At 67.7% G+C, this 13,007-nt stretch carries 11 protein-coding genes; 2 read left to right on the top strand and 9 right to left on the bottom strand.

What is annotated here, in order from left to right:
- Positions 1 to 613: 613 nt before the first annotated feature.
- The 9 genes from IG90_RS0123015 to IG90_RS0122975 all read right to left on the bottom strand — a co-directional run bounded on the left by IG90_RS0123015 (position 614) and on the right by IG90_RS0122975 (position 11,198).
- On the bottom strand, positions 614 to 937 hold the full coding sequence (locus IG90_RS0123015) for a helix-turn-helix domain-containing protein (protein WP_030587639.1): 324 nt from the start codon (positions 935 to 937) through the stop codon (positions 614 to 616).
- Complete coding sequence (locus tag IG90_RS0123010) at positions 934 to 2,055, bottom strand: tyrosine-type recombinase/integrase (protein WP_033894570.1); 1,122 nt, start codon at positions 2,053 to 2,055, stop codon at positions 934 to 936. The genes IG90_RS0123015 and IG90_RS0123010 overlap by 4 nt, the downstream gene beginning before the upstream one ends.
- A gap of 627 nt (positions 2,056 to 2,682) precedes the next feature.
- Positions 2,683 to 3,570, bottom strand: a complete 888-nt coding sequence (locus IG90_RS0123005; protein WP_030587633.1) for a GNAT family N-acetyltransferase — start codon at positions 3,568 to 3,570, stop codon at positions 2,683 to 2,685.
- A gap of 156 nt (positions 3,571 to 3,726) precedes the next feature.
- Positions 3,727 to 4,986: a GNAT family N-acetyltransferase gene (locus IG90_RS0123000; RefSeq protein WP_233436072.1), complete on the bottom strand. Its 1,260-nt coding sequence runs from the start codon at positions 4,984 to 4,986 to the stop codon at positions 3,727 to 3,729.
- A gap of 306 nt (positions 4,987 to 5,292) precedes the next feature.
- The gene (locus IG90_RS0122995; RefSeq protein WP_030587626.1) at positions 5,293 to 6,573 is read right to left on the bottom strand and encodes an MFS transporter; all 1,281 of its coding nucleotides are present in this window, start codon (positions 6,571 to 6,573) and stop codon (positions 5,293 to 5,295) included.
- A 136-nt stretch (positions 6,574 to 6,709) separates the two neighbouring features.
- The gene (locus tag IG90_RS45275) at positions 6,710 to 9,034 is read right to left on the bottom strand and encodes an XRE family transcriptional regulator (protein WP_209443566.1); all 2,325 of its coding nucleotides are present in this window, start codon (positions 9,032 to 9,034) and stop codon (positions 6,710 to 6,712) included.
- Entirely contained in the window at positions 9,031 to 9,360 is a 330-nt protein-coding gene (locus IG90_RS0122985; RefSeq protein ID WP_030587620.1) for a helix-turn-helix domain-containing protein, read from the bottom strand. Before IG90_RS0122985 ends, IG90_RS45275 begins: the two co-directional genes overlap by 4 nt.
- Entirely contained in the window at positions 9,357 to 10,469 is a 1,113-nt protein-coding gene (locus IG90_RS0122980; protein ID WP_030587617.1) for a tyrosine-type recombinase/integrase, read from the bottom strand. Before IG90_RS0122980 ends, IG90_RS0122985 begins: the two co-directional genes overlap by 4 nt.
- Before the next feature lie 141 nt (positions 10,470 to 10,610).
- Positions 10,611 to 11,198, bottom strand: coding sequence for an ATP-dependent DNA ligase (locus IG90_RS0122975; protein ID WP_245170719.1), 588 nt, complete (start codon positions 11,196 to 11,198; stop codon positions 10,611 to 10,613).
- A gap of 570 nt (positions 11,199 to 11,768) precedes the next feature.
- Between IG90_RS0122975 and IG90_RS39635 the strand changes: the two genes are divergently transcribed.
- Together IG90_RS39635 and IG90_RS0122965 are read left to right on the top strand one after the other, a co-directional pair.
- Entirely contained in the window at positions 11,769 to 11,990 is a 222-nt protein-coding gene (locus tag IG90_RS39635; RefSeq protein ID WP_033894569.1) for a hypothetical protein, read from the top strand.
- On the top strand, positions 11,987 to 12,895 hold the full coding sequence (locus IG90_RS0122965; protein WP_233436068.1) for an XRE family transcriptional regulator: 909 nt from the start codon (positions 11,987 to 11,989) through the stop codon (positions 12,893 to 12,895). Before IG90_RS39635 ends, IG90_RS0122965 begins: the two co-directional genes overlap by 4 nt.
- Positions 12,896 to 13,007: the final 112 nt, after the last annotated feature.

The following is a 13,007-nucleotide window of genomic DNA, read 5'->3' as shown; positions in this document are numbered from 1 at the left end:
CAACTGTCACACAAGGGGCCGGTCTCAAGTCGTCGTGCCACCAGACCCGTTCGTCCGCAGGAACTGCAGCATTCAGCAGGGCGGTGTGCGCAGGCCGCGCACACCGGCCGACCGCCAGGCAGACGGCGGTTGACGCGCGCCCGGCGTTCGCAGACGCTGCACTCTTCGTGCCGCGACGGGTCCGCAGCGACGCAACTGCTGCACAACGGCCCCTCCGGCAGCGCCGCAGCCACGACGCGCACGACATCGCAGCGGACACAGACCCTCATTCGGCCTGCGGCAGCACAGCTGGAACAGACGCGTCCCTGCGGACTCCGCTCCGGCAATCGGCGCTGCTTGCCGCACCGTGCGCATGCCGGAACAGTCACCTGGTGCCCGGCCGCGTGCAGGTGACGCAGAAGCCGGTGTAGAGAAGGGGGCATATCCGCGTCACCCGAACTCAAGGCGTCGGGATGCTGACGCAGATGGTCATCCAAGCGGTGGAGGCCGATGTGGCGGTGCGCATTGACGGCGACCAGCGCCTGCTCGGCTTCCTCCACAGCGAGTTCGAGCACCGCCCGCGTCAGATGCGCGACAACGCGGGCACGGACCACGGCTGGCGGCTCTGGCCGGCTCATGTCGAATCGGGGCGTCGGATAGTGCTGCGCCGCACTGGCGGTGGTGGTGTCGGCGTACCTTCCGCGGTCTTGCGGACCTGCGCGTTTGCGACCTCTACTTCGATCAGATCGTTAGGGGTGCAGCCGAGGATGTCGCACAGCGCGGCCAGCGTGTCCATGGACAGCCGCTGCGGAGGCTGTGTCACCAGCCGGTACACCTGCTCGCGGGACAGGTGGATGCCGCGTTCAGCCAGCAGCGGCACAAGATCCGTGGTCTGGAACAGTCCGTGCTCGGCCATCCTCAGCCTCAGCCCCCAGACGATTCCCATCTTCTTGATCACAGAGCAGGCTCCCACAGTTCAGGGTGACGATCACGCAGCGACTGCGTCAGCAGACGATTGCGGAACTCCAACGACACACCGGTGTAAATGGCCGTCGTCGATGCATACCGATGACCGACCTGGTCCTGGACGAACCGCTCCGGGTATCCGAACTCGATCAGGTGCGTGATGTAGGAGTGCCGCAGACAGTGGAGGTCCAACGCCTCGTCCAGGCCCGCCGCTTCGCGAACCGAAGCGAAGACATCATCCATGCGCCGGCACGACATCCGACCGCGGCGCTCGGTCACCCACCACGCCGGGTGAGCCCCGGGCGAGAACAGCGGCCGCACTTCGTCCACCCACTGCTGCAAGACGGGGACGACCCAATCCATCTCCGGCACCAACAGAACGGTTCGCCGCTTCGGCGGTCCGCCGCGCGACGACTTCCCCCACCGCACCCGCACAACGCCCACCTGCCCCAGGGCCGGCATTTTCGGGTTCCTGCGCAGGTCTGCGAGATCCAAGCCCCACGCCTCCCGCCGACGCAGCCCGAAGGCGTAGAACATCTTCAACAGCGCGGCATCGCGCTGAGCCGCGAGAGCCCCCTTCCGCCGCCGGGCCCGGACGGACTCCACCAGCCCGTCAGCCGCATCAAAGAGCGCCTGCACTTCGGCGTAGGTGAAAGGGCGTCGCTCTGGTGACCCCTCGTACTCATTCGCGTGCGTGATCGTGTTCCACTCGCCGAGCACCTGCTGCGGTGCCTGACCGAACCGCTCCGTGCACACGGCCGCCCACCCGTATCGAGGGTCGGTCGCGAAGCCCAAGAACAGCTGCAAGTTGGTCAGGTGGCCCCGTGCCGTGGACACCTTGATCGGCCGGCTACCTGAACGCAGGCCGTCGATGAACGCCTCGATCTCGGCAGCACTCCACTGCCAGGGATACTGCCCAGAGAACCGAGACGCCCGGCGTACCAGGGCCAGCCGCCGGTCGATCGTCTCCTTCTTCAAAAAACGCACGCGTTGCTGCCGCGCCCATCCCTCCAGCATCGCCTCGAAGATCTGAGGCTCGGGATCGAACGGCACCACGTTGTCGACGAGGACCATACGCGCCGAGCCAGGCAGGTTGACTCTCTCTTCCACGTGTTGCATTCAATACAACATCGAGGCATCTTGGTGCGGCTTTCCAAGAAGAGCCAGCTCGGCATAGCTAGAGTCGCTTCTGGACCATCGCCTTCAGCTGACGGTTAGTCCGGTTCTCCGAACTTCGGCACTTGCATCGGATGCATCTCGGCTCGAATGCGGTGCCAGCGCGCAGGATGACGCCACCGGCCTGAGGCGTCACGGGCGACGTCGACGCCGACTTCCACCACCAGTTCGGGCTGCACCAAAGTGACGTCCAGTTGCTCCCGGCTGCTCCACCCGGCGGAGAACGACCAGCCCGTCCACGGATGGCCGCGCAGTCCGGCCGTGAGCAGGACGGCGACTGCAGTGCCTGCTGTGCGGGAGAGGGCCGTGGTACGGCCGACGTACTGGAAGCTGCCTTCGGTGTCGTACCTGCCGAGCAGCAGCGTCCGCGGATGAGCCAGGGAGCCGGTGACCGCGCCGACGATCGCCTCACTCGTCTCGCGGACCTACTGGCGAAGAGGCAGTATTCGATTCATGCACTATTCGCGCAGCAGTCCGCGGCAGATGGTGCGCATAGCCCGCCGTACTGCCGATGCGGGAGCTACTGGTGAACCTTCTTGGGCCATTGTCCAGGGGAGCTGGTCATCCTGCCTCTGGTGCGTCGTAGGAGAACCTGTATCCGGCGAAGTCGGCGATACGGACGTATCCCAGACGCTGGTAGAGGGCGTTGCTGGTGGGGTTGTCCGGGTCCGTGAACAGGACGACGTCCGTCGCGCCCGCGGCACGCGCTGCCCGGCTCGCCTCGACCGTCACAGCGCCCGCGTAGCCGCGGCCCCGGAGATGGGCCGGGGTGTAGACGGGATCCACCCGGACCACGCCGCCGATGACCGAGGTCGCAGCCGCCATCGAGACGGGGGTGCCGTCCGGGGTCTCCCAAAAGGTGAAGTGCCGGTCGCCGAAGCGCGAGTCGTCCCAGGATCCGGCGTCGATCAAGTCGATGGAGGACTGCTCTCCGACGTCGACGCAGAACTCACGGCACCAGCGCACGACGTGTTCGCGGTCTGCCCGGTCCGTTGGACGGCCCCGGCCCTCCGGGTGCGGCTGCGGCGGGGTGAGTGTGCCGAGACGGTAGAGATGCGTCCGCCAGTAGCGTGTTGGCGCCGCGCCCGTGTGCCGCTGCCAGGAGGCGGCGAATGCGGTGGCGGTGTCGTGGTCCGCGATGACGTTGGCGGGCGAGTGGCCAAGGACGGCCAGGTGGGCGGCGAGGGCGTCGGTCTGCTCGACAGAGAGGGGGGTGAGGCCCAGGCGGCCGCGGGAAGTGAGGTAGAAGACCGCGTGGACCTCGCCTCCGGCCTCCAGTCGGCCGAAGACGGCGGTGATGAGGCCGTGTGCGTCCGGCCTGCGTATCCGCAGTTTCTCGATGTCCGTCAGCGGCGTGTTGTGGAGGGCGGGGCGCGAGCGCAGGAAGTCCCCGGCTCGGGCGAGGAAGTCGTCAACGTCTTGGGTGAGGTGCCAGTCATCCGGGAGCATGCTTCATGATCCCGGATCTCCTCGACCCGGGGAGCACTTGCTCAACGTCTTTCAGTCACGTGACGTTTCTGGGTCACCCCCCGACAGTCCACGCACCGAGGGCTACGGCCAAGCGGCCTGACCAGCCGAAGGCATCACTCGACAGGCACCGCCTCGTCAGAAGCCGAAGGAGTTGTGCGGTTCGGGGTCGATCCAGAACATCCGAGCCAGCTGCCCGATCGCACCGTCGGTGTGCGCAGCGATGTGGCCCGCATACGCCAGGTGGTGCGCCGACATGCCCCCGAAGTAGAGGGAGCTGAGCGCTGAGAGCGTGAGGGTCAGGTCGGCCGTCTCGTCGGTGGGAACGCACATCGCCACGGGGCCGTCTGCTCTCAGATGCCAGGTCCTGTTGTTCGCCGGGCACATCCGGTCGTCGTCGATAGTGAACGTCAGCTCGCCGGGCGTCAGGTACGTACGTTGCGTCAGGGCGCGGGGGACGTCGAGAAGGCGCGCCCATAGGTTGTCGGTCTGGCGGGTGATGCGCATCGCCCGCGGGTTGGTGAGCATCCACCGCAGGGGTTCGTCGCGTGGCCGACCGGCTGCTACGACGGTTTTGGTGAGGTCGAAGTCGATCAGTAGTCCCCACAGGGCCCGGTAGGCCACGGGGTTCGTTGCCTCCAGGGCTTCCACCACGAGCGTTCCGGCACGGTCCGTGGTCGGGGACCATGGCAGCCGGAAGTTGGCGATGCCGTCCACATTGCCGTGCTGGTCGCGGTGGGTGAGATAGCGCAGTGGCCCGTTGGTGCCGTCTGCTTCGTCGGACAGCCCGTCCCAGCGTCCGGGGAGAGGGCTGAGTTCCCCGATGCGGTGGGCACGCACCTGCGCATGCACCCGAGGCCACGCCTTCTTCGCCCGGGCCGCGTCAACCAGTTCCAGCGACCCGGGATCGGGCTCGGCCGGAAGGAGGGCGGCTTCGTGACGGGCCAGCTCCCACCGAGTGCGGTAGGTCGCGGGCGAGAACCCGAACCGTCCGTAGATGCTGCCCTCGCTCGCGCTGAGCATCGCCAACGGCTCGCCTCGCTCGAGAGCCGCATCGAACATGGCCTGCATCATCTGCCGCAGGTACCCGCGCCGGCGGTGCGTCGCGATCACCCCGGTGGCAGTGACGCCGGCCATCCTCCCCGTTCCCCCGCCGGGAACCGTCACCTCGAAGGAGATGGTTGCCGATGCGCCGACGCATCTGCCGTCGACGAATGCCGCGATCGGGTGGAACGCTTTGTCCTTGATATCTGCTGCGGCCCACTTCTCAAGCTGGTCCCCGCTCGCGGGCGTGCGCTGCGGGGGCCACGGCTCGGGGCCGCCGTGCCACGCTGCGTCCGCGGGCTCCCAGCTCGGCAAGCCACTCGCGTACGGCAATGCCCGGTAGTACGCAGCCATCTCATCGTGTCGCGGCGGGCGGACCTCAGTCACCATGCCGGACATTGCATCCACCGCCTTCACAGGCGAGCAACCGGATATCTGCTTTGTCCTCGCCCAAAGCGCTGGCCATGCTTGGTCGGCCAGGGCCGAGACCTCGCGAGCTCTGCTGCAGGTGGTCCTGCCGGGCTTGCCAATATTCGTATTGGCTGCCGAGCACGTGTCGAAGGCCCGGGCAGTTTGGGCCGAGTGCTGTGGCCCCGTATGCCGGCACCAAAGCCGCAGACGCCCGAGCTGGCTGACGAATCCCTGCAGCCCGGGAAGCCGCTACGCGGCCGGGCTGTCCGTGGCCGGGGACGGGACCGCTTCTGTCGTAGGCGAGGGAACATGCCCGCTGGACAAGCGCGCCTTTCGCCATGGCAGAAGTAGCGCGCTCGCTATGCACAGCAGGCCGGCGATGAGCAGGGCGCCGCGTACGCCTGCAGTGGCGGCGATGAGGCCGCCGGCGATCACGAAGGCGGCCTGGCACGTCTTCGCGCCCACGGACCAGGAGGTGCCGACTCGGGACATGAAGGCGTCTGGTGTGGCGGCCATGCGGTAGGTGGTGAACGACGGGTTGAAGACCCCGGCGGAGAAGAGCAGGCCGAAGTCGGCGGCCACGATGACACACAGGCCGAGGGCGCCGGAGGGCGTCAGCGGCAGCAGGATCGTCCACAGCGTGCGTGCGACACCGGACACCAGCAGAATGCGACGCTGTCCGAATCGCCGGGTGAGGAGCGGAGTCAGGCGCGAGCCCAGTACACCGCCCAGGCACGGCAGTCCCAGAGCGAGTCCGTACTGCCACGGTGCCAGGCCGAGGTCATCCAGCATGAGGACGGCCATCAGCGGGGAGGCCATCATGACGGATCCGCCGAAGAGCAGGGCGTTGAAGAACAGCGGCCGTAGTCCTGGGTGGCGCAGGAGGTACTGCCAGCCGGCCGCGATGTCCCGGCTCAGGTGAGCGGTGGCGGATCGTGCCGGTGGCGCGGATTCGGGCTGCCGGATGCGCCGGATGCCCACAGCCGATCCGAGGAAGGACAGAGCGTCGACCACCATCGTGGCCGCCGCGCCCAGGGTCCCGATCAGAAGCCCTCCGACGGGCGGGCCGGCACTAACGCTGATCCAGTTGGTCGTCTCAAACAGGCTGTTGGCACGAAGGCGGTGCTCGGGCGGGAGGAGTGCTTTCAGATGTGCTCCACTGGCCGCGTCGAATGCGACAGACGCGGCCGTCTGGAGAACGCCGACGACGCACAGTTGGGTGAAGGTGAGCCTGTCGAACGCTATGGCGACGGGAATGCTGACCAGCAGCACGCAGCGGGCCAGGTCGGCGGTGATCATAACCGGCCGTTTGTATTGGTGCTCGATTCGCACACCGAGTGGCAGGGCGATCAGCGCGCTGGCCATCGCAGACAACGCAGCGAGCACCGAGACCTGGAATGCCGAGGAATCCAGCATCAGAAGGGCGATCAGCGGCAACGCCCCCATGCCGACGGCACTGCCCGCTGCGCTGACCGCGTAGGCGCCCCACAGCCGCCGGAAGTCCTGCCCGAGCGTGTTCCGCCGTACCAACCGAACCTCCCGACGCGCGAAGGCGCTCAGCGTAGTGAGTCGGACCAACGACCACCTCGTGATCAAGCCATCGAAGCTGGTCGGCCACAGGTCCCAAGCTTGCTGCCCAGTCCTATCGAAGCCTGATAGGCACGCCTCAGTGAATCGTTGGTCGCGGGCGCGGGTGAGCTGCGGCCAGGTAGTCGGACCAGTTCTCGCCGGCCATGGCTGCGAAGCGTTCCGCGGTTCTCGGCTGGATGCCGATCAAGTCGGCGAGCACGCCGGGTGGCAGGTCGGCGAGCGCTTGCATCATGGCCGTGTTCCTGGCTGCGCGGGCGGGCAGGCCGTAGCGCTGGAGTTTGTCGGACAGTCCCGCAGGGTTGCGGGGCCGCCCGGGGGCTCGGCCCGGCAGAAGGTACCTGGTGGCTTCGTTGCTGTGCCGGGATCCGTCTTCGAGGTGGTCGTCGATGAGGCGGGCGAGCTTCGGCGGCAGGACGACGGGGTGGCGGATGATCGTCAGGTAGGTGTGATCCGCGTCGTGGTGGAGGTGGTCGGTGGTGAGTTCGACGATGCGGGTCAGAGGGAGGGCGTAGAGGCGGATGAGGGCTGCGGCGATGCGAACGTCCGACGGAAGCGTGGGATCGTTCAGGCACCGGCGCAGTTCCTCGTAGTGGTCTTCTTCGATCTGGAACTGGCCGGGGAGCTGGGAGGGCCGGTGCTCGATGGTCAGGCCGGCCCGGGTGAGGTGGCGGGCGCCGGCCCAGCGGATGAAAGGGATGGAGCGGGCTCGCAGAGTGGGCCTTGAGATTGCCCACATGTCCAGGTCTTCCTGTGTGAGGCTCTGGAGGGTGCATTGCTGGGTGTCCAGCCAGGTGAGGAAGTCGATGGCGGCCCGGATGTTGCCGCAGTCGCCCTTGTGGGCGGTGTAGGTGTAGCGGCCGCGCGCCGAGCGCCGACGGGCGTCGCGGATGATGTGCCACTCGGCGAACGGACGGATCAGGGCCGCCTGATGTCCCGGCAGCTTGGCCAGCGTGCGGTCCGTCCAGTTGATGAGCAGGGCGAGGTTCTCATCGCGTGGCGGAAGCAGGCCTGCGGTGGTGAGCAGGCTGCGGACGTAGGTGGTGGCGTGTCCTTGGGGCAGCGCGTCCAGGGCCGCGTGGTCGAGTTCGTCGGGCGCGGTTACCAGCTGGCCCAGAAGGCGCGCGGCGGGGCTTCGGCGCAGCCAGGCCAGGACGGGGTAGGGGTTGGGAGCGTCGCTGAGTACATCGGCGAGCGGCCGCAGAGAGGCGTCGAGCGTGGTTCCGTCGCGTGAGAGCAAGCTGGTCACCTTGGCGAGCAGGGTGCAGCGTGGACAGCGGCGTCCAGGCAGGAGATCAGCCGGCTGCTGGCAGGACGAGCAGTAATCGGGCCGCTCGTCGGGGAAGGAGCACCCCTTACAGATCCGGCCGCCGGCCGGGGTGCGGCCCACGAGAATGCGCTGCCGGCCGCACCTCGTGCACGATTCCGGCTGCGTCAGGGCAGTCCGGTAGCACAAGGGGCAGACGGGGCCTACCGGCCAGAACACGCCCACCTTCCGCTCCTGGCCGCACAATGCGCACACGTGCAGCTGCCGCTTGCGGGCCTCGCGTGGGACGCACCCATCGCAGTGGAACGGTCCATTGCCGTGCTCGATGTGGTGGCCGCGACGGATCCGCCCGCATACGGTGCAGAGCTTCTCCGGCCGCACGTAGCAGCGGTAGCAGATGTCGGGAGCCTCGCCTTTTGCCCGCACCCTGATGGGCCCCACCTGCTCGCAGATGCCGCACCGGCGCGCAGGGCTCGCGTAGCAGGTCCCACAGACGGGCCCGTCAGCGGTCAGCGCGTTCGCCCGCCGCCGGCGGCCACAGCGGCAGCACGTCTGGAGCTTCTTGGGGGCGCAGGTCTGGCACAGGTAGGTGCCGTCGGGCAGGTGCCGGGTGGGAATCATCATCCGGCGGCAGCTGACGCACTCCTTGCGCGAGCCCGGCTCCTTCTCCTTGCACACTTGGCAGATCCGTCCGTCCGGACGTCGTGCCACTGCCTTCGAGAGCTTGCCGCACCGCGCGCACGGAACCGCCAGGCGCCGACTGGAGCAGCCGTGGCACAGCCGTCCTTCGGGCCCGGCGTATGTCGGCAACGGGTTCGTCCGCCCGCAGTCGGCACAGGGCACCAGCCCTACCTTCGCACCGTGACCGGCCTCGATCAGCAGGGCGATCAACCGCACCCCGCAGGGTGGGCAGTCGGGCGTCGGCGCACTCAGCGCGTCAGGTCTGGACGCCAGGTAGCGCAGTAGACGGAAGGCGTTCGGACCGCTCCATGCCCGCGCCTTCTCGACGAACTCCTGAGCCTGCTCCGTACTGAGGGACTCCCCGACGGCCAGGTTCAGCAGGACGACGATCCGGTCACGGGCCCCGGCCAGGTCCTCGCGCAACCGGATTTGGTCCGGGGTGAGGTACTTCCTCACGACGCCGTCCCCGGGCGCCGGATCGTGGTCCGGCGCTCCGTCAGCGGCAGCGGTTCCTCCATACCACCCGCGGTCCTTTTCACCTGCGCGTTGACGACCGTCGGCTTGATGAGGTCGTTCGGGGTACAGCCGAAGATGTCACACAGGGCGACCAAGGTGTCCATGCTCATCCGCTGCGGAGGCTGCGTCACCAGCCGGTAGACCTGCTCACGCGACAGGCTCACCCCGCGCTCCGCGAGCAGCGGCACGAGGTCTGAGGTGTGGAACATCTCCTGCTCGGCCATGATCTGCCGCAGCCGCCACTCGTAGCCCATTTTCTTGATCATGTCAGGTCCCAGTCGTCGCCGAGCCGGCGCTTCAGCGAAGCCTCCAGCAGGTGGTTGCGGTACTCGTCGGAGACACCCATGTAGATGGCTGTCGTCGAGCCATGGGAGTGGCCGACCTGCTCCTGCACGAACCGCGCGGGGTAGCCGAACTCCGTCAAATGCGTGATGTAGCTGTGGCGCAGACAGTGCAGATCGAGGGCTCCATCCAGACCGGCCGCGTCCCGAGCTGTGGTGAAGGCTTCGTTGATCGAGCGCGGCGACATCCGCCCCGCCCGCTCGGTCACCCACAAAGCCGGATGCCGGCCCGGCGCCAGCCGGGGACGCACCTCATGCACCCACTCGCCCAGGACGTCGACCACCCAGTCCATCTCCGGCACCAGCAGCACGGTCCGCCGCTTCGGCGGCGCCCCCTTGGACGACTTCCCGTACCGCACCGCCAGCGAGCCGAACTGCCCGAACTGCGGGCTTTTCCGATGCCGTCGCAAGTCCACCAGGTCGACCATGGAGGACTCGGTGCGCCGGGTTCCGTACGCGTAGATCGTCTTCAGCACCGCGGCGTCACGCAGCGCGGTCAGCGTCCCCTTCCGCCCGTGTCCGCGGATTTGGCCCGGCCGGGCATCGGCCGCGTCGAACAGGGCCTGGACCTCGTCGTAGGTCAGCGGCCGACGCCGAGGGTCACCCTCGTACTCCAGCGTGTGCAGGACCGAGTTGGCTTCGTGGAAGACGACCTGCGGCGCCTGCCCGAACCGCTCCCGGCAGGTGTCCACCCATCCGTACCGGCGGTCCAGCAGGTACTCCACGAACAAGGTGATCGTCACCTCGTAGGTCCGCGCTGTCGACATACGGATCGGATCGGCGCCGCTACGCAGGTGCGCGATGAACGCTTCGCCATCCGCTGGCGTCCATTGCCACGGGTACAGCCCCGTGAACACCTCGAACCGGTTGATCAGACGCAGCCGCGGTTCGATCGTCGAAGCCTTCAGGAACCGGGCGTGTTGCTGCCGGGCCCAGCCCTCCTTCATCGCCGTGAACACCGCTGATTCCGGGGCCAGGTGTACGACGTTCGGAGCGAGGAGGAGACGCGCCGAACCGGGTGCCTCAGCGACCATGGCGGCTGTTGTATCAAACGCATCAATGTTGCGTCTATCGCTACCGTCCTGGTTGCGGCTCCGCTGTGACGCCGACGTGGCAAGGGAGTTGGGGGAGTGATCAGCGGAAACGGCGATTCTGGCGAGCCGCACGATGTTGCATTAACTGCAATTCATCGCGTTTTTGTACTTCTCCCAGCCTCTGACCGACGGTTTGTACGCGTCGGTGAGGCTTTTGAAGATGACACCTTCCATCCCTACCGACACCCATGACAGCCACTCGCGCACGGTCTCCGGGTCGGTGGTTGACGGGCACAGCGCCCACGGCGCGGAGAGTCGGCGAGTGGCGAACATCGACTTCAGTGCGGCCCGCCGTCTCCGGTACGGCCACCCGGTTGTAACGGTCCCGGACAGCCTGAGCAGATCGAACGCCACAAAGTGTGCCGGCCACTCCTTAGCTGCCCGGACCGCACCGGCCCCTCGGCGGGCAAGCCGGTTCTGCAGCCGCTCGAAGGCGAGACGACCCGCGGCATCCCATACGACCAGCTCGCCGTCCAACGCCGTCGCATCCGGCAGCTGCTGGGTCCCGGCCGTGATCTCCGGAAACGCCTGCCCCATTTCCGTGCCCCGCCTTGAGCGCAGTACCACCTGGTCCGCATCGACCGAGACGGCTGCCCGGAACCCGTCCCACTTGGGCTCGCCAGCCCAGCCCGGCCGGAGATCAGGGCTGGAAACGGGGGTGCTCAGCATTGGCTCCGGCAGCGTCCATGAGGTCACCCCGGATCCCTTCCACGTCTTACGTCGGGCCGTTGGGTGTCGTGAGAGTCAAATTCCCCGGCTCCGGCTCCAGCGCGTCGACCCCACATGAGGTTCTGGTGGGACAGCAGCTGAACCGGCGGCCTTGATGACGTCCGCCCGTCGTTGGTGTCCGAGCAGCGCTTCGGGACGTGAGGCCTGGCAGGCGGTGCCGAGGGGAGTTGATTGTGCGGCCCCCTCTTTGGGTGGTTCTTCAGCACAGGGGGCCGCACGGAGTGCGGCGTCGAGTGGCGCGCCTCTGCCTTCCATGATGACGGACGCACCACTACTGGCGGTCAGAAGTGATGTATCAGCCCTAAAGTGCTGAATCTTCAGCCGATCTGCTCTCGCTGTAGGGGTGGCGAGCGGTAGCGCACGGTGGCGTTGTGGCCCATTGTTCCGTAACTCCATGATCACGTGGCGTGGTTGACCGGGGCGAGGTCATGCTGGCGGTCCTTCCTGACAGCGCTTCAGCACCGTTGTCAGAAAGGGCTGTTGCTGCCATCGCTACAGAAATCGAGTGCAATGTTGAGTAAGAAGGTGGTGACCGTCGCCGTGCTTGCGGCGGTCCTCACGTGGAGCACGATCATGATCGTGCTGGGGCACGCGGCGGCTGCTGCTGTTCTGTTGCCCTCCCTCGGTCTGCTCGTCCAGCAGATCGTCCAGGCCCTCACAGCCTCTGGCGGCCCCGCCCGCTCGGCTGATGTCGGTCCGGCCGGGACGGATGGCCAGGAGGGAACGCGATGATGTCCCTTCCCGGGCCGGCCCACCAGCCCTCGCCCCTGCACACCACCGCCAAGCGGGGCCGGCCGCCAGCCCCGATCTCCCCCGACGCGGGTCTCTCCCACTGCGCCTGGCTCGAGCCCGTCCGCAACTCCCTCTTCGCGAGCGGCCTCACCCTTGACGACCTCGTCGTGCGCTCCGGCTACTCCAAGACCCGTATCAGCCAGCTCCTGCGCGGCAACGACTACTACCCGCCCTGGGAGATCACCTTCAGCGTCACCCGCGCCCTGGGCCTGCCCACCCGGCCGCTGCGCCGCCTGTGGGCCGCGGCCGCCCGGGAAGCCCACAAAGGAGACGACTGGATCAAAAACTGTATAGAACAGGTCGCGCATCAGGGAGAGGAACCGCCCCTGTCCTACCAGGCCTTTACCGACGACGTCCAGGGCGTCTACACCGCCTACGCCCGCGCCTTCCTCCTTACCGACCAACGCGCCCGCTGGGTCGTCTCCGAAGCCTTCGACATCCTCTGGGTCTGCTGGGACACCGCCACCACCAGCGACAACATCCACCGCTACGCCTGGCACCTGCTGCGCTCCCGCGTCATGCTCCGCGCACCCCGCCACCGCGACGGCCGCCCCGACCTGCGCGCAGCCGTGTTCTCCACCCGCGAGGTCCACGACTATCCCGCAGCTCCCGGGCACCTCGTCGTCTTCACCGAACTCATCGACCTCTTCGACGCCATCGCCCGCCTACCCGAAGACCAGATGGACGTCGCCGTCCTGCAGTACCTATGCGGCACCCCCCACCAGGCCATCGCCCACGTCCTCGGCATCGCCCCTGCCCTCACCCACGCCGTCGACCACCACGCCCGCGCCACAGTCGAAGCCCTTCTCACCACCCCGACCCCGGAGCGACCCCGCCCGCTATGACTGCCATCGACCAGCTCCTTGCCCGCGCCCGCCTCCACCCCCAGCCCGACGTCCCCGACGACACCATCCCCTATGAAGACACCCCCTACCCCGCCAACCCCCGCCCCCCCCC

It is taken from the genome of Streptomyces anulatus (assembly GCF_000721175.1).
GTDB classification, from domain to species: domain Bacteria; phylum Actinomycetota; class Actinomycetes; order Streptomycetales; family Streptomycetaceae; genus Streptomyces; species Streptomyces anulatus_C.
This window is presented reverse-complemented; position numbering and strand designations above follow the sequence as displayed.